The sequence below is a fragment of the Paenibacillus albicereus genome (assembly GCF_012676905.1).
In the GTDB taxonomy this organism is placed as follows: Bacteria; Bacillota; Bacilli; order Paenibacillales; family Paenibacillaceae; genus Paenibacillus_O; species Paenibacillus_O albicereus.
This window is the reverse complement of record NZ_CP051428.1, coordinates 2,922,740-2,948,518: the sequence shown is the minus strand read 5'-3', so window position 1 is coordinate 2,948,518 and position 25,779 is coordinate 2,922,740. Positions and strand designations below refer to the sequence as shown.

Here is a 25,779-nt window from a genome sequence, read left to right as displayed (position 1 = left end):
CGATTCGCCGCATGTCCGCAGGCGCGCCTCGAAGCGGCGGGTTGACATCCGCTTCGAGGGCATGATATAACTTGCAGCAACAAACCGCTTTTCCGGCCTCGCTGCGGAAAGCGCATATCGTGAACGGCATGGATGGGCCTCCAGTAGCCGGACGTCATAGCGGATCAGAGAGCCGGTGGGTGGTGCGAACCGGTGCGCAGCGTCTGTCGCGAATTACCGCCCGGAGCCGGCTGGACGAGGCTGAGATCGCAGCATGTAGTCCGGTCCCGGAAGCAGTCTTCCGTTATGGTCAACGAAGTGGGAGCGGATTTGGCTTTTCCGTGCGGAAAAGCCGACGCTCCAACAAGGGTGGTACCGCGAGCTGATCCTTCTCGTCCCTTTGGGAGAGAAGGATCTTTTTGCATTCCAATTCGGAAAGGGGACCCCATCATGAGCGGTACGGAGCAGAACGAGCAGGAGGAAAGAGTCCTGACGGAGGAGCAGCGGGCGGAGGTCAGGCGACAGCTGGCGATTCTCGCCCGCGGAGCGGCGGAGATCGTCCCGGCGGAAGGGCTGAGGGAGAAGCTGGAGCAGTCGGTGCTCGAGGGCAGGCCGCTGAACGTGAAGCTCGGCCTCGATCCGTCGGCGCCGGACATCCACATCGGGCATACGGTCGTGCTGCACAAGCTGCGCCAATTTCAGAGCCTCGGCCATCAGGTGCAGCTCCTCATCGGAGACTTCACCGGCCGGATCGGAGATCCGACGGGCAAGTCGGAGACGCGCAAGCCGTTGTCGGAGGAGGAGGTACGGCGCAACGCGCAGACGTACCAGGAGCAGATGTTCCGGATTCTCGATCCGCAGCGGACGAAGCTTTCCTACAATTCCGAATGGCTCTCCCCGCTCCAGTTCGGCGATATTCTGGGCCTGGCGGCCAAGTCGACGGTCGCCCGGATGCTGGAGCGGGACGACTTCACCAAGCGGCATCGCGCGGGGCAGCCGATCGGCATCCATGAGTTTTTCTACCCGCTGATGCAAGGCTATGATTCCGTGGCGCTGGAGACGGACGTGGAGATTGGCGGCACCGATCAGACGTTCAATCTGCTCATGGGTCGCCAGCTGCAGAAAGAGTACGGCAAGCGCCGCCAGATCGCGATGACGATGCCGATCCTGGAAGGGCTCGACGGCGTGCAGAAGATGAGCAAGAGCCTCGGCAACTACATCGGAATCGCCGAGGGGCCGACCGACATGTTCGGCAAGGCGATGGGCATCCCCGACGAGCTGATGGCCAAATACTTCCGGCTGGCGACCGATGTGGACGAAGCCGAGCAGGCGGACATCCGCGACGGCTTGGAACGAGGCTCTCTCCATCCGATGGAGGCGAAGCGGCGCCTTGCCTGGACGCTCGTCCGCCAGTACCACGGCGCACAAGCGGCCGACGAAGCGGCCGAGCGGTTCCGCGAGGTGTTCCAGCAGCGGGAGCTTCCGTCGGAGATCGAAGAGGCGGCGCTTCCGGGATCGGAGCTGAAGGAAGGAACGATCCGGCTGTCTCGGCTGCTGACCGTCCTCGGCCTGGCCGAATCCGGCAGCGAGGCGCGCCGGAGCGTGCAGCAGGGCGCCGTCCGCATCAACGGCGAGCGGCTGGATGATGCGTCCGCCGAGCTGCGTCCGCGTGACGGCGACGTCGTGCAGATCGGACGCCGCCGGATGGCGCGGATTAGCCTCGATAACAGTTGACCGGTCATTTGTCAAAGTAGTGAAACATTTTTTGGAATTCGACGTATAGAAGACCAGGCGGTTACAATCGCTTCCAATAATGGGGGGTGAGTGAAATGGAGACGCTGTATTTGTCCTGCTTGGCTTTCGGCGTGCTGTTCGCGCTCGTCAGCGTCGTGCTCGGCGACCTGCTCAGCTCGGCGCTCGACGGAGCGCTGGATTTCCTCTCGGCGGATGCCGGAGGCATTTTCCAGCCGGCTGCGCTGGCAGGCGGAGTCACCGCGTTCGGCGGTGCCGGCCTCATGCTGGAGAAGTATGCCGAGCTCGGCGCGGCCGCGACCGCAGGCCTTGCGGCGATGATCGCGATCGCCGGCTCGATGGCGATGTTCTTTTTCTACGTGAAGCCGATGAGGAACAGCGAGACGTCATCCGGGTATTCGGTCCGGGAGCTGGGCGGGACGATCGGCGAGGTCATCACTCCGATTCCCGCCCAAGGATGCGGCGAGGTGCTGATCCGGATCGGCGCAGGCGTCACGAACCACACGGCGGAGAGCTTCGAGGGCCGGGATATTCCGGCCGGCAGCCGTGTCGTCGTCGTCGAGGTCAAGCCGGACGCGCTCTCGGTCGCCATGATGAATGAGAGAGGAGACCTGTAATGCCGGAGTATCTCGTAATACCTGCAATCGTTGTCGGCGTCATCGTCTTGCTGGGCCTCGCTTTCTGGGCTCGCTACAAGACGGTCGGTCCCGATGAGGCGATGATCGTCACCGGTTCGTTCCTCGGCTCGAGCAATGTCGCCAGCGACGAGTCGGGCCGGAGCATCAAGATCGTCCGCGGCGGAGGCGCCTTCATCCTGCCGGTGTTCCAGCAGGCGGAGTTCCTGTCGCTGCTGTCGATGAAGCTGGACGTCTCCACGCCGGAGGTGTACACGGAGCAGGGCGTGCCGGTCATGGCCGACGGCGTCGCCATCATCAAGATCGGAGGCTCGGTCGAGGATGTCGCGACGGCCGCCGAACAGTTCATGGGCAAGCCGGTCGAGGCGCTCAAGAGCGAGGCGCAGGAAGTGCTGGAGGGCCATCTGCGGGCGATTCTCGGTTCGATGACGGTGGAAGAGGTGTACCGCAACCGGGATCGGTTCGCGCAGGAAGTGCAGTCGGTCGCGGCCAAGGACCTCAAGAAGATGGGCCTGCAGATCGTCTCGTTCACGATCAAGGATCTGCGCGACCGCCATGGCTATCTGGATGCGCTCGGCAAGCCGCGCATCGCTGCCGTCAAGCGGGATGCGGAGATCGCCGAGGCCCAGGCCGTGCGGGACTCGCGGATTCAGAAGGCGATGGCGGAGGAGGAAGGCCAGAAGGCCGAGCTGCTGCGCGATACGAACATCGCCGAGGCGTCCAAGGAGAACCAGCTGAAGGTGGCGGCGTTCAAGAAGGAGCAGGATACGGCCAAGGCGGATGCCGACCAGGCGTATACGATCCAGGAAGCCCGCATCAAGCAGCAGGTCGTCGAGGAGCAGATGCAGGTCGAGCTGGTCCGCAAGGAGCGCGAGATCGATCTCGAGACGAAGGAGATTCTGCGGCGCGAGAAGCAGTATGATTCCGAGGTCAAGAAAAAGGCGGACGCCGATCGGTACGCCGTCGTTCAGGCGGCCGAAGCGGACAAGGAGAAGCAGTACCGCGCGGCGGACGCGCTGAAATACCGCATCGAGGCCGAAGCCCACGCGATGGCGGAGCAGAAGCGGCTCGAAGGCCAGGCGCTCGCCGACGCCGAGCGCGCCAAAGGCTCGGCGGAAGCGGAAGTCATCCGCCTGCGCGGCCTGGCCGAAGCCGAAGCGAAGGAAAAGCTCGCTCAGGCGTTCGAGAAGTTCGGCGAAGCCGCCGTCCTCGACATCATCGTCAAGATGCTGCCGGAGCTGGCCGCGAACGTCGCGGAGCCGATCAAGTCGATCGACAAGCTGACGGTCGTCGATACGGGCAACGGCGCCGGCGCGGCGCGCCTGTCCAATTACGTGACCGACCTGATGGCGACGGCGCCCGAGATGCTCAAGAGCGTCGCCGGCATCGACGTCAACGAGCTGATGCGCAGCCTGACGTCGCGCGCGGTGCCGCCGGCAGCCGCGGCTGCTCCCAAGGCAGAGCCGATGTTGCCCGTGGCGGCGACAAGCGCGGCGGCAGCCGAGGAAGCCGGGAAGTCCTGAGCGCCATCCTCCGCTCCAAAGCCGTTCCTGCCTTGAATCTTTCGGCGGGAACGGTTTTTTTCCAGCCTGCTCGCAATGAGCGCGCAAAAAAGCCTCGCGGCATAAGCCGCGAGGCTTTTGAGTCTACAGACCGGATTAACGGCTGTAGAACTCGACGATTTGCTTTTCGTCGATGTCGGAGCTCAGCTCGCTGCGCTCTGGCAGGCGGATGTACTTGCCTTCGAGAGCTTGCTCGTTGAATTCAAGGTACGTCGGGAGGTGATGACGACCTTCCATCGCTTCTTTGACCAGCTTGAGGGAGCGGCTGCGCTCGCGCAGGCCGATCACGTCGCCAGGCAGGACTTGGTACGAAGCGATGTCGACTTTCTTGCCGTTGACCGTCACGTGGCCGTGCGCTACGAGCTGGCGAGCGCCTGCACGGGAGTTGGCGAAGGCAAGACGGTAGACAAGGTTGTCCAGGCGGCTTTCAAGCAGGAACATGAAGTTCTCGCCGGAAATACCTTTGATTTTCGAGGCTTTGTCGAACAGGTTGCGGAATTGCTTTTCGTTCACGCCGTACATGTGGCGGAGCTTTTGCTTTTCCGCGAGCTGCAAGCCGTAGCCGCTCACTTTTTTGCGCTGGCTCGCTTGGCCGTGCTGGCCCGGAGGGAAAGCGCGCTTCGCGAGTTCTTTGCCGGTGCCGCTCAGGGAGATGCCGAGGCGGCGGCTGAGTTTAAACTTGGGACCTGTATAACGTGACATATTGGGTGTAGCTCCTTCTTCAAATGGAATGTTTGAAAAGGGTCCAATGTTTCGCCGAATGCTGCATGAACATGGACGAGCCATGACCTGAAGGGGAAGTTCAGCCGCTGCCCCCGCAGCTGCAGCACCCATGAGGGTGTCACAAAACCGTTGGCCTGTATTCAACACCTAATTCTAAAGGATTCAGGTTCGACATGTCAAGAGAATCGGACCCCTGCCGCATGTTCTGCATAAGGGATCGGAGGACGTGGGAGAATCCTAGGGAATAGGAACGAAAGGTGTGGTATCGATGTCCTTGCTCGTCCTCAGGAAATTCGCGCAGGCGCTGCTGGTCCTCCTGGCGACGGCAGCGCTGCTCGCCGCCTGCGCCGGCGCCTCCGCGGAGCGCTCGCCGCGAGAGCTGCTCCGCCTCGCCGTATCGGGGCTGTCCGCTCCGGAAAGCTACCGCTTCGCGCTTACCGAGACCGGCTCTCCCAGGCAGGAGAACTGGACGGGCGAAGTGCGCCGGCATGACGGCTTGCGGCTGCTGGGGGCTGCCGACGGAGCGCCGGCGCGAACCGGCGATGGCATCCGGATCGGCGGCGAGGACAGCTATAATCCTTCGGCGCTGCTGGAGGGGCTGCTGGATCAGGCGGCGAGCGTCCGCTTGGACGAAGCCCGCTCGGACGGGGACGAGGCGGTGCTGATGATCGAGCCGGATGCCAGCCGTGCGGCCGCGCTCTGGAGCAAGCGGCTGAGCGCGGAGGGCAAGCGGCTCTCCCCCGGCCGTCCGCTGCAAGCGGCCGGCATGAGCTACGAGCTGATCGTCGATCGCCACCGGCTCGTGCCGGTCGAGCTGACGGAGCGGTCCCGGCTCTTGTTTTCGGCCGGAGAAGGACGATCCGAGGAGGAGCGCACGCTCCGATTCCGCTTCGATACGAAACCATGATGCAATAACGCTTAGCCGTGCAGAAGCGCGAATGCTCATGGTAGGATGGGTACGGAATTCATCTATACGAGGAGGTATGCAGCCATGCGCGATCCGCGCCTGCAAACATTAGCCGCCAACCTGGTCCGCCACTCCGTGCGCGTCCAGCCCGGCGAGAACATCCTGATCGACATGATCGGCCCGGAGCGTGAACTGGCCAAATGCCTCGTGGAAGAAGTAGCCCGCGCCGGCGGACGGCCGTTCGTGGAGACGAGCGACCGTTCCGTCCTTCGTTCGATGCTGCTGCACGCGACTCCGGAGCAGATCGAGCTCTGGTCGAAGCTCGACCAGGAGCGCATGAAGCAGATGCAAGGCTACATAGGCATCCGCTCGGGCGAAAACGTGAACGAGCTGTCGGACGTGCCGGAGGATAAGATGAAGCTGTACCAGCAGCTCTACTCCCACCCGGTGCACTCCGAAATCCGCGTCAAGAAGACGAAATGGGTCGTGCTGCGCTATCCGAGCGCCTCGATGTCCCAGCTCGCCAAAATGAGCACCGAGGCGTTCGAGGACTTCTACTTCGACGTCTGCAACCTCGACTACAGCCGCATGGAAGAAGCGATGACGCCGCTCCAGCAGCTGATGGACCGCACGGACAAGGTCCGCATCGTCGGACCGGGTACGGACCTGAGCTTCTCGATCAAAGGCATCGGTTCCGTCAAATGCGCCGGCGAGCGGAACATTCCGGACGGAGAGCTGTACACGGCGCCGATCCGCGACTCCGTGCAGGGCACGATCACGTACAACACTTCCAGCGTGAACTCGGGCGTGACGTTCGAGAACATCTCCTTCACGTTCGAGAACGGCCGCATCGTGAAGGCGACCAGCAGCGACACCGACCGGATCAACGAGATTCTCGACACGGACGAAGGCGCCCGCTTCATCGGCGAATTCAGCCTCGGCTTCAACCCGTACATCCTGCATCCGATGAACGATACGCTGTTCGACGAGAAGATCGCCGGCTCGCTGCACTTCACGCCGGGCCAAGCCTATGAGGAAGCGGACAACGGCAACCGGTCCGCGGTCCACTGGGACCTCGTGCTCATCCAGCGTCCCGAGTACGGCGGCGGAGAGGTCTACTTCGACGACGTGCTGATCCGCAAGGACGGGCTGTTCGTGCTGCCGGAGCTGGAGGGACTCAATCCCGAGCGATTGAAGTAGATGGTTCGCAAGAGGGAATTCGGGTAAATATAACCTGTCCGTCTTGAACGGGGAAGCGTTTCGGAGTATGATGGAGGAAACGTTTTCTTATGTTTTTAACAGGGAGGAATACCCATGTCCAACAATGCGGCTATCGTAGAAATTTCCCAAGTTGCCAGCCGGTTCCGCTCGTCGATCGTACTGCAAGCCGAAAACAAGTACATCGACGTGAAGAGCATCCTCGGTCTGTTCACGACACTGGTGGGTACGCATTCCTACGAGCTTCACGTCCACGGGCCTGACGCCGACGAGGCGAAAAAGGCGCTTGCCGAAGTATTCGCCAAGCACAACCTCAACATTACGATCATCGGCGAATAAAGCCGGCAAAGGGCGACTCTACCCGTCAGGCGGGCAGAGCCGCCCTCTTTGTTTGTCCTTGTGTATTCCCCCCGAATCGTCTACTATTAGAGATATTAGGCAAACCAATGACAACCACGGCGAGACATCCGCACAGGGGGGGAAACTATGTCTTCACCGGAAGTTCTGGTCCATCTGCATCAGAAGGCGGTTCAACTGCTGCAGGATGACGCAAACAAGATCGAGAAGCTCATCGAAGTGCAGATGGAAAATCTTGCAACCCGCAAATGTCCTCTGTACGAAGAGGTTCTGGATACCCAGATGTACGGTTTTTCCCGGGAAGTGGACTTTGCGGTGCGGGCTGGCCTGATCGAGGAATTGGCAGGGAAGGCCATCATCAGCAAGCTGGAGCGCAACTTGGCTCAATTGTACGAAGCGCTGGACCAAAAATCCCAGCTTCTATAGGATGAACCGAACCGAAGGCAACCCAAAAAGCGGCGCCGCGTCGACAGACAGCGGTGCCGCTTTTTTGATTCCTCGCGGCGGTGACCGCTACACGAGGAAGAAGGCGAAGCCCAGAATGATGTACACCATGACGAGCAGGAAGCCCTCGTACCAGTTCGTGCGTCCGTCGCTCGATACGGCCTTGGCGATGAAGACCGAGACGGCGATGGCGGCCAGCTCGATCGGGGTGAAGACGATATCCATCGTCGGGCCGAAAAATCCGCTGATGAGGACGAGCACCGGCGCCACGAACAGCGCGATCTGCAGGCTCGAGCCGACCGCGATTTCGACGGCGGCGCCCATCTTGTTTTTCATCGCGAGCATGATGGCCGCGCTGTGCTCGGCCGCATTGCCGACGATCGCGACGACGAAGGCGCCGATGAACAGCTCGGACAGGCCGAAGCGCTCCGATACGCTGTGCAGCGTCCCGACGAGCCATTCGCTGACGAAGGCGACCATGACGGTCGCGACGACAAGGTAGAGCACCGAGCGCTTGAGGGTCCACAGCGGCTCATCCGCGTGAGCGTCCGCTCCCGCCTCGGCCTTGTCCTCCATCTCGGACAGCATGTCCTTGTGGGTGACCATCGAGAACACGAGCCAGAGCAGATAGCTGACGATCAGGATGATCGCGACCGTAATGCTCAGGATCTGGTCTTGACGGAAGCTGAAATGCTCCGACGTGACGAATGTCGCCGGGATGAAGAGGGCGACGACGGCCAAAATCATCAGCGTCGAGTTATGGGTGGCGAGCTGCACGTTGTAGCGCTGCTCCTTGAACTTGAGGCCGCCGAGCAGGATGCTGAGGCCGAGCACGAGCAGCAGGTTGCCGATGATTGAGCCGGTAAGGCTGGCCTTGACGGTCTCGAACGAGCCGGCCTTCACGAGGAAGATCGCGATAATCAGCTCCGCCGCGTTGCCGAACGTGGCATTGAGGAAGCCTCCCAGCCGCTGGCCGGCGTAATGGGCGACCGATTCCGTCGCCTGACCGAGAAAGCCGGCGACGAAAATGACCGAGATCGCCGACACGGCGAACTGAAGCATTTCGTTCCAATGGAGATAGTGGGCGAGCCCGCTCACGACGAACGTGAGGACGAGTCCCGCGTAGAACAGCTGGCGTCGCTTGGCCATAAGGCACCTCTTATCCAAGAATGCGCCGGTCGGGAACCGGCAAAATCTGTATCTTACTATAACCAATTCAAGGACTAAAGTAAACGAGCGAGGGAGGCTTCTACGCGTTCTTGCAATTCCGAGAGCGCATCCTTTACAATGGATGAAAGTGGAGTCAAACGAAGGGGTGGAGCGTCGTGGCGGAAGATCTTGAAACGGGAATGATTCGGATTTCGGATGACGTAGTCGCAACGATCGCAGGCCTCGCCGCGCTCGAGACGCCGGGTATCGCCGCCATGTCGGGCGGCATCTCCGAAGGGCTGGCGAAGCGGCTGAGCGGCAAGAATGCCCAGAAGGGCGTCACGGTCGAGGTCGGACAGCTGGAGGCGGCGATCGACCTGCGCGTCATCGTGCAGTACGGAATTCCGATCCAGGAAGTATGCCGGCAGCTGCAGCTTGGCGTGCGCGAGGCCGTCGAGAACATGACCGGCCTTCATGTCGTCGAGGTGAACGTCAAGGTCGACGGCGTGTTGTTCAAGGAAGAGACGGCGGACGAGCCCGCCCCGGGCGGCAGCCGTTTGGTCAAGTAGGGTTAGCTTCGCCTGTTCCGTTCAAGCGGGACAGGCTTTTTTCGTGTCTCCAATCCGGTTGAAAAAGCCCCTTTGTCCGGCAGGCCGGCAAAGGGGCTTGATAGGCACGGAACATTCAGTTGTCGGACAGCATCTGCCGCCTCGCGGGCCGAAGCGGCGCTTCCGCAGATGTCTGGCCGGCTGCGTCGCGGTTCGCTTCGCGGGAGATGCTCAGCATGACGCCCATCGCGATGAGCGAGGCCAGCAGCGACGAGCCGCCGTAGCTGATGAACGGAAGCGTGACGCCGGTCATCGGAATCGTGCCGGTGACGCCGCCGATGTTGATGAACGCCTGGATGGCGAACAGCGAGACGATGCCGGCTCCGACAACGGTGCCGTAGACGTCGGGGCAGCGGAGCGCCACGATGATGCCGCGCCACAGGAACAGCAGAAAGACGAGCAGGAACAGGCTGCTGCCCAGGAAGCCCAGCTCCTCGCCGATGATGGCGAAGATGAAGTCGTTGTAGGCGAAAGGCAGATACTGCACCTTCTGCACGCTATGGCCGAGGCCGGCGCCGGTGAAGCCTCCATGGCCGAGCGCCATCAGCGAGCGGCTCACCTGCATGCCGGCGCCGAGCGCATCGGCAAGCGGATCGCGAAAGCTCGTGAACCGTTCCAGCCGGTAGGCCCAGCTTTTGCTGTCGACGAGGAAGCTGATCGCGATGACGACCGCGATGGCGATGCCGCCGAAGAAGCCGGAGGCGACGAGCTGGCGCAGGTTGGCGCCTCCGGCGAAGATCATCATCATCGCGCAGGCGCAGATGACGAGGCACGAGCCCAGGTCCGGCTGCAGCATGATCATGCCGCAGACGACCGCGACGATGACGATGACGGGGACGAGGCCGCGCTTGAAGCTGCGGAACCGCTCGCCCTTCTTGGCGATGAGCGAGCCGAGATAGAGGATGAGAGCGATCTTGGCGAACTCGGTCGGCTGGATCGTGAAGCCGAACAGGTTGATCCAGCTCCTCGCGCCGTTGATCTCATCGGCGACGAACGGGACGATGAGCAGCATGAGCATGGCCGGAATGAAAAAAAGGATGAAGCCCTTCTTGAAGAACGCATAGCGAAAGTTCATCAAAAGGAGCATCAACCCCGTACCGAGACCGGCGAATAGGAGCTGTCTCTTGAAGAAGTGCAGCGGATCGTAGCCGTACCGCCTGTCCACCTCCGCGATGCTGGCGCTGGCGCTGAAGACCATGACGAGGCCGAAGCCGACCAGCGCCAGCGTCAGGATGAGAAGCAGGAAGTCCGGACGGCCGCGGCGGCTTTCCGGGTTTGCTTTCATTTCATACCATCACCTTATTCGGCGAGTTTTTGCTTCAGCTCGGCCAGCTTTTGCTTGGCGGCGCTCAGGATCGGCTGAGGCACGGCAGATTCATACTCCATCCCGTGCGGGAAGGTGGCGCGTCCGATGTAGATATGCTCGATCGCGAGCACGGCGGCCGGGTTTTCCAGCTTGCCTTCGACGGCGCGGGTATTGAAGCGCAGGAAGTATTCCTGGTTCGTGCTGCGGTCGACGAATTTGAGGTCGTATGTAGCCCGGTAATATTCCCACTGCCAGCGGACGAATCCGAGACTTTCCGCGCTCTCGTCCAGGTGAGCCAAATCGCTCTTCATTCCGTCAAGGCCGGTGTTTTCAATAATCATGAATATCCTCCTCAGCAGCTTGGCAAAGACTGTATACACGTACAACATTCATATTAGTATGTTTCAAAGTCCAGCGCAAGGGCGCGGGTTTTTTGAAACGGCGCTCTATCTCCCCCGGGCGGCCTTCTGGTACACTAGTCCGTGAGAGCGAGGAGGAGATGGGAATGGACAACCAAAGACGCCTGGAGGCGGAGCTGGCGCTGGAGCGGCTCATGCCGCGGATGGTGGAGCATCGGCGCCATCTTCACCGCCATCCGGAGCTGAGCTTCCAGGAAGCGCGGACATCGGCCTGGATCGCGGAGCGGCTGGCCGAGATCGGCTGCCGGAGCGTGCGGACCGCCGTCGGCGGCCACGGCATCGTCGCGGAGTGGACAGGCCGCGATCCAGGCCCTGCCGTCGCCCTGCGCGCGGACATGGACGCGCTGCCGATCGAGGAGGAGACAGGCGCGGACTATGCCTCGACGGTGCCCGGCGTCATGCACGCCTGCGGCCATGACGCGCATACGGCCGGCCTGCTCGGCGTCGCGGCCTACTACGAGTCGCTGCAGGGCGCGTTCAAGGGAACGCGCCGCCTGCTGTTCCAGCCGGCGGAGGAGCTGACGCCCGGCGGCGCGAAGCCGATGATCGAGGACGGCGCGCTGAGCGGCGTCGACGCCATCTACGGCGTGCATCTGTGGAGCCCGCTCCCGGCGGGCCGGGTCGAGACGAAGGCCGGCGCGTTCATGGCCGGCGTGGACGAGTTCACGATCGACATCATCGGGCGCGGCGGCCATGGCGGCATGCCGCAGCATGCGGCCGACACGATCGTCGCGGGCTCGGCGCTCGTGCAGGCGCTGCAGACGATCGTCAGCCGCAACGTCAGCCCGCTCGACACCGCGGTCGTGACGATCGGCTCGTTCCAGGCGGGAGAAGCGAGCAACATCATTGCCGGCCGCTGCCGGCTCAAGGGGACGGTGCGCTCGTTCGATCTCGGCGTGCGCGACCAGATCCGGGCCCGCATCCAGGACATGGCGCGCAGCGTCTGCGCCGCCTACGGCACCGAGGGCCGGCTCGACTACCGCGAGGGCTATCCGCCGGTCATCAACGACGAGGCCGAGGCGGCGCGCTGCCTGAGGACGGCGGCAGAGCTGTTCGGGGAGCAGGCGGCAGGCACGTCGGGACTCATTACGGCGGGCGAGGATTTCGCCTATTATTTGGAGAAGGTTCCCGGCTGCTTCGTGTTCGTGGGGGCCGGCAATCCGCAGCTCGGCGCCGCCTATCCGCATCACCATCCGCGCTTCGAGATCGACGAGAGCTCCATGAAGCAGGCTGCGCTGCTGCTCATCGGCTGCGCGGAGTCGTACGCCGAGGCGAACGGCTGACCGCATCGAGGAGAGGACCGTTCCCTGGAAGAGGACGCGCATCATGGCGGCTGCGTTTCATCCGGGAACCCGGCGTCTTGCTCGGAGGTCGCCGCAATTCATTTCAGGGGAGCCCTTTTTTCTGCCTCATCGGCGGAAGAAGGGGCTTTTCGGCGTTCCGGCGGCTGCGGCGGGGAGCAAGGGAATAGGGCTGCGGGGCATAAAATCAGGCCATGCTGCCCCATACTGTCAAAAAATCCATTTGTGGAGGAAGGGGCCATCGCATGCTGAAACGAAGCAGCGGCCCGCTGATCGTGCAGGCGGACGGCACGGTGCTGCTGGACGAGTCGCATCCGGCGGCGGAGGAGGCGAGGGAAGCGCTCGGACGGTTCGCCGAGCTGGCGAAGCGGCCGGGCACGCTCCATCACTACCGGATCGGACCGCTGACCGTCTGGAATGCGGCTTCGCAGGGCATGACGGCGGAGGAGATGCTGGAAGCGCTCCGCCGTCATGCCCGCTATCCCGTGCCGGCCGGGCTGTCGGAGCAGATCCGCCAATGGGTCGAGCGGTGCGGCGGGCTCGAGCTGCGGCTCGGCCGGTCGGGCGGCCTGCTGCTTGCCGGCGAGCCGAGGCGGTTGGAGGAGCTTCCGAAGCCGCTGCTCGAATCGCTCGGAGCCCGGCCGTCCGAGGGCGGCTGGGAGCTGCCCGCCGATCGGCGGGGGGAGCTGAAGCGCGAGCTGACGAGGCTCGGCTTGCCGGTCAAGGACCGGGCGGGCTACAAGGAAGGCGAGTCGCTCGATATCCGGCTGCGCGGCGAGCTGGCGGGAGGCCGGGCGTTCGAGCTGCGGGACTATCAGGCGGAGGCGGTGGACCGCTTTTGCCGCGAGGACGCGGCAGGCGGCAGCGGCGTCGTCGTGCTGCCGTGCGGCGCGGGCAAAACCGTCGTCGGAGCGGCGGCGCTCGCCCGCCTCGGCCGCGCGACGCTCGTGCTGACGTCGGGCTCGACCTCGGTGCGGCAATGGAAGCGGGAGCTGCTGGAGAAAACGACGCTGCGGGAGAGCGACATCGGTGAATACACCGGCGATATGAAGCAGATTCGGCCGGTCACCGTCGCCTCCTACCAGATCGTCGCCCACGGCAAAGGATCATCGGCAAACCGGACGGACGGCGGCCATTTCGATCTGTTCGGCAGCCGCGACTGGGGCCTCATCATTTACGATGAGGTGCATCTGCTGCCGGCGCCCGTCTTTCGCCTCACGGCGGAGCTGCAGGCGACGCGTCGGCTTGGCCTGACGGCGACGCTCGTGCGCGAGGACGGCCGGGCGGAGGACGTGTTCTCGCTCATCGGACCGAAGCTGTACGAGCTGCCGTGGCGGACGCTCGAGCGCCAGGGCTGGATCGCCGGCGTGCGCTGCCGCGAGCTGCGGGTGCCTCTATGCGGCTCGATCACGGACCAGTATGCGAGCGCGGATCCAAAAACGAAGCTTCGCCTGGCGAGCTCGAATCCGGCGAAGCTGGAGGCGGTGAGCCGCGTGCTCGGCGAGCATCCGGACCGTCCCGCGCTCATCATCGGCCAGCATCTGGACCAGCTGCGCGCCCTCGGCGAGGCGCTGGAGGCTCCGGTGCTGTGCGGCAGCACGCCGGGGCCGGATCGGGAAGAGCTGTTCCGCCGCTTCAATGCCGGCGAGCTGCGGCGCCTCGTCGTCTCCCGCGTCGCCAACTTCGCGGTCGACCTGCCGGATGCGTCGCTCGCGGTGCAGGTGTCGGGCATGTTCGGCTCCCGTCAGGAGGAAGCTCAGCGCATCGGCCGCTTGCTTCGTCCGAAGGCGGACGGAACGGCCTCTCTGTTTTATACCGTCGTCAGCGCGGGGACGAGGGAGACGGAGTTCGCGCTGAAGCGGCAGCTGTTCATGGTCGAGCAGGGCTACGCGTACGAGACGCTCGAACCGGACTTTCCGGAGAAGGGGAAGGGGAAGGGGAAGGGGGCTGGAGCATGAGCGGAAGCAAGCCATGGGAAAGGAGCCGTCCGGCTGCGTCTGCGGGCCGGACAGGCCCCGTCGCCGCCGGCTCGGACAAGAACGCATTGCCGTCCGCCGCTTCGGGGGGGCGGGGCGGAGCGGAGACCGCGGCAAGGAAGCCGGCGTCTTTGCGGGACGGCGCCGCCGGCTTGGCCGGGACGGAGCCGAGCCGTCCCGCTGTCGAGCTGCTGCGGCTGCTGCTCTGCCGCTACGGACTCGCGGGAGCGGAGGAAGGAAGGCTGCTCGAAGCCGCCTGCGCCGCTTACGCCTGGTCCAGCCTCGAGGCGGAGCAGGCGCTGGAGGAGCTCGCGCGATGCGGAGCCGTGCAGGTGCGCGCCCGTTTCTGGGGCGAGCGGGCCGTGCATGTGCCGGAGGCCGACGCCTTAGGCTGGCTGGAAAAGGCAGCGCCCGCGCAGGCGGAGCCGCTGCCCGAAGGCTGCGCCGTACGGGAGCTGCCCGGCGGCGGCAGCACCGGGCTGCTGTCGCGGGCGCTGCTCGGAGCGGCGGCCCGTCTGGCGCGCGAAGGGCTTGCCGTTACGGCTAAGGGCCGGCTGCACCGCAATCTTTGCCGGGAAGCCGGCGAAGAGCTGCGGCTGCCGGAGCCGGGCCTCAGGCTGCTGCGGCTGCCGCCGGCCTGGACGCTCGACTACGAGCCGCCGCTCGCCTTGGCGCTCGACCTGATGGCGGAGCACGGCTGGCTCTCGGAGGGCGGCGGCGGCTGGCGGCTGGACGGCGGGCGCCTGCGCGAGTGGCTCGAGCGGCCGCTGCTGCCGCGAGAGCGCTCGCTGCTGCGAGCGCTCACCTGCCGGGCGATGCGGCAAGGGCCCGGCGAGGCCGCGGCTGCCTCCGCGACGGCGGGGCTGCTGCCGGACCGTTGGTATCTCGTCCGCGATCTGGATCGGATCGCGGACGTCCGCTGCGAGCCGGACACGGCGCGGCATTGCGTGCGCGAGTGGCTCGACCTGCTGCGATGCTGCGGCTGGGCGGAGCTCGCCGAGACGCCGGATGGCGAGCCAATCCTGCGGCTGCAGCTCGCTTGCCGCGCGGAGGCGCAGGAGGAAGCCGAAGCCGAAGCCGAGCCGCTGCTGGCTCAGCCGGGAGGCGAGCTTTGGGCGGCCAGCTGGTCGGATTACCGCGCTATATGGCTGCTGGAGCTGATCGCCGAGCGGGGAGAGCTGCGCGAGCTCACCCCGTACCGGTTGACCCGCCGGTCGCTGGCGCGGCTCGGCCATGGCCGGGACGGAGGCTGCTTGACGCGCCTGCTGGAGCATGCTTGCGGCTGTCCGCTGCCGTCGGAGACGCTCGCCGCGATCCGGGAATGGACGGAGCGCGGCGAAACGGACGCCGCACCGAGTTCCGAGAGCGTACGGCCGTCCGCGCCCGTCGCGACGGCCGACGAGTTCTGGTCGGGCTGCATGAGCCTGCTGCCGGAGCCGTCGGCCCCGCCCGCCGGCGCGGCGGCAGCGCGCGGCCGGCTGCGCGAGGCTTTCGCCCAGGCGGCGGATCCGTTCGGGCATGAGGCGCTGCCGGCGGCGGAGCCATCGCGGCGAGGGAGGGCCGAGCTGGAGCGGTCGCGACCGGGAATTCCGTCTGCTTGGTGCGGGCAGCCGCGCCGCTATCGCGCTTCGACCGCTCAGCAGCTGCTCGAGAGTGCGCTGCGGATCGGACTGCCTGTCGAGCTGTCGACTGCCGAAGGCCGGCACGTCTTCGTGCCGCAGCGGATCGATCGCGAGCCGGGCGGGGGCTGGACCGCGGACGGCCGGTACCGCGACAGCGGAGGCGTGCCGTCCGGACCCGGCAAGCTGGATTCCTCGAGCAAGGCCGCGCTCCGCCTGTTGCTGCCGCGATGAGCTTGGCCACGCTCCGCCCTACGGAGCTTAGGGTGCAGGTCTGTCCCCGGTCCGTCCTGCCGGCCGGCTCCCGGCGAGTCCGCTTGACGGGGGCCGAGTCGGCGGGAAGTCAGCCGGCGGACAGTATCCGTTGTGCGTGCGGTTGTGCTATTATAGTCGATAAGCGGCTGCAGCTGCGGAAAGGAGTGATTGCGGATGATGCAGGATCTTTCCCTCGCGGAGCCTGCCCCGCTGGACATGGCGCCGCTCGTGCTGCGCGCCTACGAGCTCGGCGATTCGATCAATCAGTCGGCGCTCGTCGCCGATTACCTATATTGGAAGGACTGCGTGGAACAGGATCCGGAGGCGCTTCGGCTGAGGCGCGAATTCGCCAAGGCCAAGGAGCTGTTTGACGAATGCCAGCGCTTCGGACGCTTCCATCCGGATTACCACGCCGCCAAGGACGCCATCAAGAAAGTCGAGAACGAGATGGCCGAGGTGGAGAGCATCCGCCGCTACAAGCAGACGGAGGCGGAGCTGGACGCGCTGCTCTATGACGTGTCGCTGCTCATCGCGGAGTCGGTGTCCAACACGATCAAGGTGCCGAGCAACAATCCGCTGCCGACAGGCGGCTGCGGGAGCGGCGGCTCATGCAGCTGCGGAAGCGGCGGCTGCGGCTGAATTCGCAGGGTCCATACTTTACTAGGGCGGTGAATCCAAGCATGCTTTCGGATCAGAGAAAGGGACATATCGTCTGGGTGAGCGACGTCAAGGCCGCCCGCAGCCTGGAGAAGTACGGCAACGTCCACTTCATCTCCCGCCGGCTCCACTATGCGGTCGTCTATGTGGACGCGGACCGCGAGGAGGAGACGCTTCGCAATCTGCAGCGTCTTCCTTACGTGAAGAAGATCGAGCGGTCGCTGCGCAGCGAGCTCAAGACGGAATACCCCAAGGAATCGGAGGACAAAACGCGGTTTTACAGCATGTAGGCCCTCCTCCTCCGGCGCGGACGATCGCATCGCGCGTGCAAGCCTTCTCTCCCCGAGCGGGAGCGAAGGCTTTTTTGCGCTCTTGATCGTCTTGGGAAGGACGGCTTCGCTTGCATGATAATCCAAAATGTGCCAATAATGGGGAGGAACTTATTTTCGATTTGAAAACGAAATTAGTCATGGTAGAATAAGCCTAAACTATATATAGATATAAAGGCCTGCTTCCTCAGAAGGAGTGGACAAGGTGAAGGATCGAGTAACGGAGAGATGGAGCACCTACGAGACGTTCCACGTGCAGCTTGGAGACAAGCGCGTGGCGGATATTATCATCACCAACCATGCCCGCGACCGTTGGACGGACCGGGTGGAGAGCCAGAAGACCGGCTATGAAGATATCGCGGACTTCATCTGGCAGTGTCTCAAGCAAGGAAGGATCGAGCCGTACTACCGCAAGGAGGAGGACGTGTACCTCATCGACGACGATCTGGTCTTCGTCGCGGAGTTCACCGATTCCGAAAAGGATTTCGACCTCGCGGGAGCGCCTTTGCACAAGATGATTGTTGTCACGTTCTTGGGCCGAATGTCGGAAACGATCGAACTGAGGGACTTGAAGTCCTATTATTCCTGGCTTAGGCATTCCCGTCGAATGACGCTGATTAAAAACAGCCGAAAACGCAGATAAACGGAATTTGGGATGATAATATGCCGAATATGGCTTTATTTGGATGAATTCAAGCCTTTCAGCCCCCGATGAGAAGGCTTGTTTTTGTTGCACCCTCCTTTTTTCTGCGAAAATGCCGCAAGGCGCGGTTTAAGGTATAATACCGCATAAGGAGGCGAAATCCGTGGCGCTTAACTTTCATCAGCTGCATATCTTCCATACCGTTGCCGAAAAAGGCAGCTTCTCGGCGGCGGCGCAAGCGCTGCACATGACGCAGCCTGCGGTGACGATGCAGGTGCAGTCGCTCGAGGAGCTGCTCGGGACGAAGCTGCTGATCCGCAGCACGAAGCGGATCGAGCTGACCGACGCCGGCAGCGTGCTCATGCCGCATGCCCGGCGGAGCATGGACCTCATCCGCGAGGCCGAGGCCGCGATGGCCCGTTATGCCAGCGGCCTCAAGGGCCGTCTGCAGCTCGGCGCCAGCCTGACGATCGGCGACTACATCCTGCCGCGGCTGCTCGGCCCGTTCAACAAGGAGCACCCCGACATCTCCATCCGGATGAAAGTGATGAACACGACGCAGATCATGGACCACATCCAGAACCATCAGCTCGACTTCGGCTTGATCGAAGCACCCGTCGCGCACCCCGATCTCCATACGGAGCCGGTCCTGAGCGACGAGCTGCAGCTCATCGTCGGCCGTCGCCATCCGCTGGCCGGCAGAGGCGAGGTGAAGCTCGCCGAGGCGATCGCGTACCCGATGGTGCTGCGCGAGGAAGGCTCCGGCACCCGCCAGGTGATGGAGGATCAGATGGCGCTGCAGGCGATCCGTCCGCAGGATCTGCGCATCGTCATGGAGCTCGGCAGCACGGGCGCGGTCAAGTCGGCGGTCGAAGCCGGCATCGGCATGTCGTTCGTCTCGGCTTCGTCGGTCAAGCACGAGCTTTCGCTCGGCCTGCTCGAGACGGTCCGCATCGTCGACGCGGACTTCAGCCGGAAATTCTATTCCATCTACCTCAAGTCGGCGGTGCTGCCGCTGCCGGCCGTCTCGCTGCTGAATTTTTTGCGGGGAAGGGATCTGAGCCAGTGGCTGTGACCCGAGCGGACCTGCATGCGCATACGACCGCGTCCGACGGGGTCGACTCGCCGGCGGCCGTCGCGCGCCTGACGGCAGAAGCCGGGCTTGCGGCAGTGGCGATCACCGACCATGACACAATGGCCGGGGTGGAGGAGGCAGTCCGCGAAGGAAAGCGGCTCGGCCTGCTGGTCCTGCCCGGCATCGAGCTGAGCGCGTCGGAGGACGGCATCGACATCCACGTGCTCGGCTACGGGATGGACGCCGGCGACCCGCTTTGGCGCGAGCGCCTGCTGCGGCAGGGCAGCGCGCGCACGCGGCGCAACGAGCGGATGGTCGAGCAGCTGCAGGCGCTCGGCATCGACATGACGCTCGAGGAGGCCGTGGAGGCGGCGAGGGCGGCCGGAGCGGCTCCGGCCAGCCTCGGCCGGCCGCATCTGGCCTCCGTGCTCGTCGCCAAAGGAGCGGCGGCAAGCATCCGAGACGCGTTCGACCGCTATCTCGGAGAAGGCGCTCCCGGCTATGCGGCGCTGCCGCGCATCGCTCCGGAAGAGGCGATCGAGTGGATCCTCGAGGCCGGCGGGGTGCCCGTGCTCGCCCACCCGGGCTTGTACGGCCGGGACGATATCGTGAAGCGGCTGGCGGGGGGCGGACGTCTGGCCGGCATCGAGACGAGCCATCCGAGCCACGACGAGCGGCAGGAGCAGCGCTACGCGGCGATCGCGGCGCGCTTCGGCCTCATCCAGACGGGCGGCTCCGACTACCACGGACGGCGCGGAGAGGAGCTCCGGCATAGCGAGATCGGAGCGAGGACAGCCGATGCCGCTCCGCTTTTGGAGCGGCTGGCGGCTCAGAGGTGAGCCGCACGCGCTCGGCCTCGGTCGGCAGGAGCCGTCGCATCGCAAAGGGGCAGCCCCCAGGTCCATTCACGGACCAGGGGACTGCCCCTTTTTGCTGCGCTCTCAGGCGCGGATCGTCGACGGAAGCGCCTTTATGCGCTCCTCGTCGGGCGTGATGAACAGCGTTTTTTGCCGGTCGTAGATGACGAATCCGGGCTTGGCGCCGCTCGGCTTGTGCACGTGGCGGATCAGCGTGTAATCGACCGGAATCAGGCTCGAGCCCTGGGCCTGGCTGTAGTGGGCGGCCAGCATCGCGGCTTCCTCCAGCGTCGAATCGCCGAATTCGGCCGCGCGGATGACGACGTGGGAGCCCGGTATGTCCTTCGTATGCAGCCAGGTGTCGCCGGACGCGGCCAGCTTGTTGGTGAGGTACTCGTTCTGCGTATTGTTCTTGCCGACGTAGATCGGCAGCCCCTCGGAGGAGGTGTAGCAAAGCAGCGACGGGCGTGCGGCCTTCTTGCGCTTGGCGCCGCGCTTCTCTCTGGCGCGCAGGTAGCCTCCGGCCACGAGCTCGTCGCGGATCTCCTCGACGTCCTGCAGGGAGGCGGAGCCGAGCTGCTGCAGCAGCGAGTCGAGGTAGCGGATCTCCTCGCGGGCGAGCTCCATCTGCCCGAGCACCGCGCCGGTGCTGTTGCGGGCCTTGGCGTAGCGGCGGAAGTACCGCTGCGCGTTGTCCGACGGGCTCAGCTGCGGGTCGAGCTCGATGACGACCTCGGCGCCGTTCTCGTCATAGTAGTCCACGACGGAGACCGATCGGTCTCCTTTCTGGAACGAGTGCATGTACGTCGTAAGCAGCTCGCCGAGCTTGCGGTGCTTGTCCGCATCCTTGGCCTCCTCCAATGTCGCTGCCTGCTTTTCGAGCTTCTTGACGTTTTTCGCCCGCTCGTTGTTCAGGAACTGCAGCATGTCGGAGACGCGCTGCTTGACGGCGTCGCGTCCGGCCTTGTCGCCGTAGTACGCCTCCAGGCACTCGCTGATGCCGGCGAACCGCCGCCGCTCGCCCGGGATATGGGAGAGCGGGGTGATCGAGAAGAAGGCCTTGCCGTCCGGCTGCTCGGCGATGTTCGGCTCGTCGTCATGATCCCGCGCGGCGTTCAGGAACCGGTCGAATTCGGTCCACAGCGCCTCGCCCGGGTCCGCGCCGGACGCCTTGGAAGCGCGGAAGGCGAGCTCGCGGGCGAGCAGCGGGCTGAAGCCGCTGAAGGCGGCGACGAGCCGCTTGTCCGGCGCGAGCGCGGGACGCGGCGCCTCGGCTTGTTCGTCGGAGCGGGCATCGGCCGCTTCCAGCGCGGCCTCGAACCGCTCCCGCGAATCGATGCCGAGCGGATCCTGCTTGCCCTGCTCGGGCGGGGCGACGTAGCGCGAGCCGGGCATGACGATGCGGTAGGCGCTGATCGCCGGCGTCACATGGTGGATGCCGTCGTGGATCGTGCCGGTGGCGGAGTCGGTCAGGATGATGTTGCTGTGTCGGCCCATCAGCTCGACGATGATCGTCTTCAGCGACAGGTCACCGAGCTCGTCGCGCTGGCGGATCTCGATGTGCAGGACGCGCTCCATGCCGATCTGGCGGATCGATTCGATCTGGCCGCCTTCGCAGTATTTGCGGAGCAGCATGCAGAACATCGGCGGCTCCATCGGGTTCTGGTAGCTCCGCTCCGTCACATGGACGCGCGGATAGGTCGGGTTGGCGGACAGCAGCAGCCGCTTGCCGCCGCCGGCGCCGCGGGTCTGCAGCACGAGATCATGGGAAGAGGGCTGATGGATCTTATGGATGCGGCTGCCGACGAGCTGCTGCAGCTCGTGCGCGGCGGCGCGCAGGACGAATCCGTCTAGGGCCATGTGGGGTCTCCTTTGTGCGAATGGGCGCTGCTCCGGGCGAAGTGCAAGCTCCGGGCGCGCCCGGATGGATGGATCGATGCGTCCTTCAGTGTACCACACCGCGCGGCGCATGGCATCCGGCGGCCTGGCCGGCTCGCAGGACAAGGGATAATTCGGAGATTGTCCTCATATAGTGTCCTAGAGCCTTGCGGATGCTGGGGGCAGCATGAGTGCGGGCAGCGGGAGGGAGAAGAGTCGAATGGAAAATGCGAATTGGCATCGGCTGTCGGAAGAAGAGCTGCTGGCCCGGCTCGGCTGCTCGCCGGACAGCGGACTGGCTCCGGAAGAGGCGGCCAAGCGGCTCGCGGAGCACGGACGAAACGAGCTGTCGGAGGGCGAGAAGCTGTCGCCGGCGAAGCTGTTCCTGAATCAGTTCAAGGACTTCATGGTGCTCGTGCTGATCGGCGCGACGCTGATCTCCGGCCTGCTCGGCGAGTACCTCGACGCGATCACGATTCTGGCGATCATCGTCATCAATGCCGTGCTGGGCTTCGTCCAGGAGTTCCGCGCGGAGCGCTCGCTGCGGGCGCTCAAGGAGCTGTCGGCCCCGACGGCGCACGCGCTGAGAGGCGGCAGCATCGTGTCGGTGCCGGCGAGCGAGCTCGTGCCGGGGGACATCGTGCTGCTGCAGAGCGGCGACCGGGTGCCGGCCGACCTGCGTTTCCTGAGCGCGAACAGCTGCCAGGCGGAGGAATCCGCGCTGACCGGCGAATCCGTGCCCGTCTCCAAGCACGCGCAGCCGATCGACGAGGACGATCTGCCGCTCGGCGACCGGCGCAACATGGGCTTTCTGGGCACGATGCTCACCGGCGGCACCGCCCGCGGCATCGTCGTTCGCACCGGCATGAACACGGAGATGGGCAAGATCGCCGATCTCATCCAGCAGACGGAGGAAATGGAGACGCCGCTGCAGCGCCGGCTCGAGCAGCTCGGCAAAATTCTCATCGTCGTCGCGCTCGGCCTGACCGTCATGGTCGTCGTGGCGGGCATCCTGCACGGCCAGCCGGCGTATGGCATGTTCCTCGCAGGCGTCAGCCTCGCGGTCGCGGCCATACCCGAAGGCTTGCCCGCGATCGTCACCGTCGCGCTCGCGCTCGGCGTGCAGCGGATGATCCGGCGCAAGGCGATCGTCCGCAAGCTGCCGTCGGTCGAGACGCTCGGCTGCGCGTCGGTCATCTGCTCCGACAAGACCGGCACGCTGACGCAGAACAAGATGACCGTGACCCGGGTCTGGACCGGCAGCCGCGATCTCGAGGTGACCGGCGAGGGCTATGCTCCGCAAGGCGGCTGCTTCGACGACGGCAAGCCGGTCGAGGCCAAGGACGACGCGTCGCTGCGCCGGGTGCTGCAGATCGCCGCGCTGTGCAACAACGCCGTGCTGCAGCGGCAGGCCCAGCCGTCCGAATCGGCGGTACGCTCGAGCGCGCCGGAGCCGGAGGAGGCATGGCAGCTCAAGGGCGATCCGACGGAAGGCGCGCTCGTCGTGCTGGCGGCCAAGATGGGCCTGACCGCGTCCTCCTTGGAAGGACTGTACAAGCGCGAGCGGGAATTCCCGTTCGACTCGGAGCGCAAGCGCATGTCCGTCGTCGTCAGCCATCAGGGCGGCCGCATCGCCTGCGTCAAGGGCGCGCCCGACCTGCTGCTGGAGCGCTGCACGTACATCCTGTGGGAAGGCAAGGTCGTGCCGTTCACCGGCACGCTCCGCACGAAGGTGCAGCAGGCGCAGGAAGCGATGGCGCACGGCGCGCTGCGCGTGCTCGGCCTCGCCTACCGCGAGCTCAAGCCGCGCGAGAGCTGCGAGACGGCGGAGGAGGCGGAGTGCCAGCTCGTCTTCGCCGGCCTCGCCGGCATGATCGATCCTCCGCGCCGGGAAGTGCAGGCCGCGATCGCGACCTGCCGCCGAGCCGGCATCAAGACGGTCATGATTACCGGCGACCACCAGCTGACGGCCGAGGCGATCGCCGCGCAGCTCGGCATCATGCCGCGCGGAGGCCTGTCGGTCAGCGGGCGCGAGCTCGCCGCGATGTCGGACGAGGAGCTCGACCACGTCGTGGACAATATCTACGTCTACGCCCGCGTCTCGCCGGAGCACAAGCTGCGCATCGTCAAGTCGCTGCAGCGCAAGGGGCATGTCGTGGCGATGACCGGCGACGGCGTGAACGACGCCCCGGCGATCAAGGCGGCCGACATCGGCATCGCGATGGGCATCTCGGGCACCGACGTGTCCAAGGAAGCCTCCTCGCTCGTGCTCGGCGACGACAATTTCGCCAGCATCGTGTCGGCGATCGAGGAAGGACGCAGCATCTATGAGAACATCCGCAAGTTCATCCGCTATCTGCTCGCCTCCAACGTCGGGGAGATCCTGACGATGTTCCTCGCGATGATGGCGGGCCTGCCGCTGCCGCTGCTGCCGATCCAGATTCTGTGGGTGAACCTCGTCACCGACGGCCTGCCGGCGATGGCGCTCGGCGTCGACCAGGCGGAGAACGACTTGATGACGCAGAAGCCGCGTCCGGCGAGAGAGAGCATCTTCGCGCGGCGGCTCGGGTGGAAGATCGTCAGCCGCGGCATCCTGATCGGCGTCTGCACGCTCGGCGCGTTCTGGATCACGCTGAGGAGCGCTCCAGAGGGCGCGGCCGGACTCGCCCTGGCGCAGACCGTCGCGTTCGTCACGCTCGTCATGGCGCAGCTGATCCATGTGTTCGACTGCCGCAGCTCGCGCTCGATCTTCCACCGCAACCTCCTGCAGAACAAGTACCTCGTGCTCGCGGTGCTCTCGTCGCTCGGCCTCATGCTGGCCGTCCTGTACGTGCCTGCCCTGCAGCCGATCTTCAAGACGGTGCCGATCGGGCCGCGCGAATGGTGCCTCTCGCTCGTCGCCGCCGGCATCCCGACGTTCCTCATGGGCATCGGCAGCGTGCTCGGCTCGTCCAAGAAGCGCAAGCCCAAGTCGCGCATCAGCTATACGAGCGGCGGCAGCCAGCCGTCTCTCCGTTAGGAAGAGGCGTTAGGCCGCTTCCCGGATATCCGCCTCCTGCGGACGTTCGGGGAGCGGCTTTTTGCTTGAAAGTGCAAATCTTCGACGCATTTGGGAATAGCGCGGCGGACCGGGATGAGCTATGCTAGATGAATCGTCAATTAGCGGAACAGCCGCCATTTCCAACATCGATCCAAGGAGCGTGCATAGAGATGCAATTCACCAAAATGAACGGACTCGGAAACGACTTCATCGTCGTCTACGGCGAGCGGGACTTGCCGGCCGGCGTGGACAAGCTGGCGGTGGAGCTCTGCAACCGCTTCTTCGGCATCGGGGCCGACGGCCTCGTCTACATCCTGCCCTCGGAGCGCGCGGACTTCCGCATGCGCATCATCAACTCGGACGGCTCCGAGGCGGAGCAGTGCGGCAACGCGATCCGCTGCGTCGCCAAGTACGTCTACGACCACGGCCATGCCGACAAAGAGACGCTCACCATCGAGACGCTCGGCGCCGGCGTGCAGCAGGTCGAGCTGACGACCCGGGACGGCAAGGCGGAGCTCGTGCGCGTCGACATGGGCGAGCCGATCCTGAGCGGCCTGCAGGTGCCGACAACGATCGACGCCGAGCGCGTCGTCTCCCATCCGATCGAGGCGGGCGGGCGCGAGTTCCTCTTCACCGCCGTCTCGATGGGCAATCCGCACGCGGTCATCTACGTCGACGACGCGGCCTCGTTCGACCTCGCCGAGTGGGGGCCCAAGCTAGAGACGCATCCGACGTTCCCGCGCAAGACGAACGTCGAGTTCGTCACGGTGAACAGCCGCGGGCAGGCGGACATGCGCGTCTGGGAGCGCGGGGCGGGCCCGACGCTCGCTTGCGGCACCGGCGCCTGCGCCACGCTCGTCTCCTCCGTGCTGAACGGCCTGACCGACCGCGAGGCGGTCATCTCCCTCAAGGGCGGCGACCTGCGCATCGAGTGGAACGAGAGCGACAACCATGTGTACATGACCGGTCCGGCGGCGGAAGTGTTCCGCGGCGAGCTGTAAGAGCGCCGGTCCGGCGAGCGGGCAGGCCGCAAGCGCGCTGCAGCCCCTGCTTCCCGCTGGCACGAAAACCCCCTCCATGCTTCGCTGGC

23 protein-coding genes are annotated in these 25,779 nt (G+C 64.8%); 18 read left to right on the top strand and 5 right to left on the bottom strand.

Going from position 1 to position 25,779, the window contains the following annotated elements:
- Window positions 1–429: 429 nt before the first annotated feature.
- The 3 genes from tyrS to HGI30_RS13090 all read left to right on the top strand — a co-directional run bounded on the left by tyrS (window position 430) and on the right by HGI30_RS13090 (window position 3,889).
- The gene (gene tyrS / locus HGI30_RS13100) at window positions 430–1,713 is read left to right on the top strand and encodes a tyrosine--tRNA ligase (protein WP_168907964.1); all 1,284 of its coding nucleotides are present in this window, start codon (window positions 430–432) and stop codon (window positions 1,711–1,713) included.
- 95 nt (window positions 1,714–1,808) lie between these two features.
- Window positions 1,809–2,348 (top strand): NfeD family protein, encoded by a 540-nt coding sequence (locus HGI30_RS13095; protein ID WP_168907963.1) that lies wholly within the window; start codon window positions 1,809–1,811, stop codon window positions 2,346–2,348.
- Window positions 2,348–3,889 carry a flotillin lipid rafts scaffold protein FloT gene (locus tag HGI30_RS13090; protein ID WP_168907962.1) on the top strand — a complete coding sequence of 514 codons (1,542 nt, stop codon included), beginning with the start codon at window positions 2,348–2,350 and terminating at the stop codon, window positions 3,887–3,889. Before HGI30_RS13095 ends, HGI30_RS13090 begins: the two co-directional genes overlap by 1 nt.
- Window positions 3,890–4,024: 135 nt before the next feature.
- Here HGI30_RS13090 and rpsD read toward each other — a convergent pair whose 3' ends face one another.
- Window positions 4,025–4,630 (bottom strand): 30S ribosomal protein S4, encoded by a 606-nt coding sequence (gene rpsD, locus HGI30_RS13085; RefSeq protein ID WP_168907961.1) that lies wholly within the window; start codon window positions 4,628–4,630, stop codon window positions 4,025–4,027.
- A gap of 289 nt (window positions 4,631–4,919) precedes the next feature.
- Between rpsD and HGI30_RS13080 the strand changes: the two genes are divergently transcribed.
- The 4 genes from HGI30_RS13080 (at window position 4,920) to HGI30_RS13065 (ending at window position 7,559) form a co-directional block, all read left to right on the top strand.
- Window positions 4,920–5,558, top strand: a complete 639-nt coding sequence (locus tag HGI30_RS13080) for a hypothetical protein (protein WP_168907960.1) — start codon at window positions 4,920–4,922, stop codon at window positions 5,556–5,558.
- 84 nt (window positions 5,559–5,642) lie between these two features.
- Window positions 5,643–6,758, top strand: a complete 1,116-nt coding sequence (locus HGI30_RS13075) for an aminopeptidase (RefSeq protein ID WP_168907959.1) — start codon at window positions 5,643–5,645, stop codon at window positions 6,756–6,758.
- Window positions 6,759–6,872: 114 nt separating this feature from the next.
- Window positions 6,873–7,115, top strand: coding sequence for an HPr family phosphocarrier protein (locus tag HGI30_RS13070; protein ID WP_028596917.1), 243 nt, complete (start codon window positions 6,873–6,875; stop codon window positions 7,113–7,115).
- 147 nt (window positions 7,116–7,262) lie between these two features.
- Window positions 7,263–7,559, top strand: coding sequence for an Fpa/YlaN family protein (locus HGI30_RS13065; protein ID WP_168907958.1), 297 nt, complete (start codon window positions 7,263–7,265; stop codon window positions 7,557–7,559).
- 87 nt (window positions 7,560–7,646) lie between these two features.
- On the opposite strand, the gene cax is transcribed toward HGI30_RS13065, so the two are convergent.
- Entirely contained in the window at window positions 7,647–8,726 is a 1,080-nt protein-coding gene (gene cax, locus HGI30_RS13060; protein ID WP_168907957.1) for a calcium/proton exchanger, read from the bottom strand.
- A 176-nt stretch (window positions 8,727–8,902) separates the two neighbouring features.
- Here cax and HGI30_RS13055 point away from each other — a divergent pair, with 176 nt between their 5' ends.
- On the top strand, window positions 8,903–9,295 hold the full coding sequence (locus HGI30_RS13055; RefSeq protein ID WP_168907956.1) for an Asp23/Gls24 family envelope stress response protein: 393 nt from the start codon (window positions 8,903–8,905) through the stop codon (window positions 9,293–9,295).
- Window positions 9,296–9,410: 115 nt separating this feature from the next.
- Here the strand turns inward: HGI30_RS13055 and ftsW are convergent, their stop codons facing one another.
- Together ftsW and HGI30_RS13045 are read right to left on the bottom strand one after the other, a co-directional pair.
- Window positions 9,411–10,619: a putative lipid II flippase FtsW gene (ftsW, locus tag HGI30_RS13050; protein ID WP_168907955.1), complete on the bottom strand. Its 1,209-nt coding sequence runs from the start codon at window positions 10,617–10,619 to the stop codon at window positions 9,411–9,413.
- 14 nt (window positions 10,620–10,633) lie between these two features.
- A complete protein-coding gene (locus HGI30_RS13045; protein WP_168907954.1) occupies window positions 10,634–10,981 on the bottom strand; it encodes a YugN family protein in 348 nt (115 codons plus the stop codon).
- Between the two features lie 164 nt (window positions 10,982–11,145).
- Here HGI30_RS13045 and HGI30_RS13040 point away from each other — a divergent pair, with 164 nt between their 5' ends.
- The 8 genes from HGI30_RS13040 (at window position 11,146) to HGI30_RS13005 (ending at window position 19,753) form a co-directional block, all read left to right on the top strand.
- A complete protein-coding gene (locus HGI30_RS13040) occupies window positions 11,146–12,342 on the top strand; it encodes an amidohydrolase (RefSeq protein ID WP_168907953.1) in 1,197 nt (398 codons plus the stop codon).
- A gap of 263 nt (window positions 12,343–12,605) precedes the next feature.
- Window positions 12,606–14,318 (top strand): DNA repair helicase XPB, encoded by a 1,713-nt coding sequence (locus HGI30_RS13035; RefSeq protein WP_168907952.1) that lies wholly within the window; start codon window positions 12,606–12,608, stop codon window positions 14,316–14,318.
- Window positions 14,315–16,189, top strand: a complete 1,875-nt coding sequence (locus HGI30_RS13030) for a hypothetical protein (protein ID WP_168907951.1) — start codon at window positions 14,315–14,317, stop codon at window positions 16,187–16,189. Before HGI30_RS13035 ends, HGI30_RS13030 begins: the two co-directional genes overlap by 4 nt.
- 198 nt (window positions 16,190–16,387) lie before the next feature.
- Window positions 16,388–16,849: a YlbF/YmcA family competence regulator gene (locus HGI30_RS13025; RefSeq protein ID WP_168909874.1), complete on the top strand. Its 462-nt coding sequence runs from the start codon at window positions 16,388–16,390 to the stop codon at window positions 16,847–16,849.
- Window positions 16,850–16,890: 41 nt separating this feature from the next.
- Window positions 16,891–17,157, top strand: coding sequence for a YlbG family protein (locus HGI30_RS13020; RefSeq protein ID WP_168907950.1), 267 nt, complete (start codon window positions 16,891–16,893; stop codon window positions 17,155–17,157).
- A 244-nt stretch (window positions 17,158–17,401) separates the two neighbouring features.
- A complete protein-coding gene (locus HGI30_RS13015) occupies window positions 17,402–17,839 on the top strand; it encodes a hypothetical protein (RefSeq protein WP_168907949.1) in 438 nt (145 codons plus the stop codon).
- 163 nt (window positions 17,840–18,002) lie between these two features.
- A complete protein-coding gene (locus HGI30_RS13010) occupies window positions 18,003–18,914 on the top strand; it encodes a selenium metabolism-associated LysR family transcriptional regulator (protein WP_168907948.1) in 912 nt (303 codons plus the stop codon).
- On the top strand, window positions 18,905–19,753 hold the full coding sequence (locus HGI30_RS13005) for a PHP domain-containing protein (protein ID WP_168907947.1): 849 nt from the start codon (window positions 18,905–18,907) through the stop codon (window positions 19,751–19,753). The genes HGI30_RS13010 and HGI30_RS13005 overlap by 10 nt, the downstream gene beginning before the upstream one ends.
- A 102-nt stretch (window positions 19,754–19,855) precedes the next feature.
- Here HGI30_RS13005 and HGI30_RS13000 read toward each other — a convergent pair whose 3' ends face one another.
- Window positions 19,856–21,631 (bottom strand): Rqc2 family fibronectin-binding protein, encoded by a 1,776-nt coding sequence (locus HGI30_RS13000; protein WP_168907946.1) that lies wholly within the window; start codon window positions 21,629–21,631, stop codon window positions 19,856–19,858.
- A 238-nt stretch (window positions 21,632–21,869) separates the two neighbouring features.
- Between HGI30_RS13000 and HGI30_RS12995 the strand changes: the two genes are divergently transcribed.
- Window positions 21,870–24,668 (top strand): calcium-translocating P-type ATPase, SERCA-type, encoded by a 2,799-nt coding sequence (locus HGI30_RS12995; RefSeq protein ID WP_168907945.1) that lies wholly within the window; start codon window positions 21,870–21,872, stop codon window positions 24,666–24,668.
- A 191-nt stretch (window positions 24,669–24,859) separates the two neighbouring features.
- On the top strand, window positions 24,860–25,690 hold the full coding sequence (gene dapF, locus HGI30_RS12990; protein WP_168907944.1) for a diaminopimelate epimerase: 831 nt from the start codon (window positions 24,860–24,862) through the stop codon (window positions 25,688–25,690).
- The last annotated feature ends 89 nt before the right edge of the window (window positions 25,691–25,779 follow it).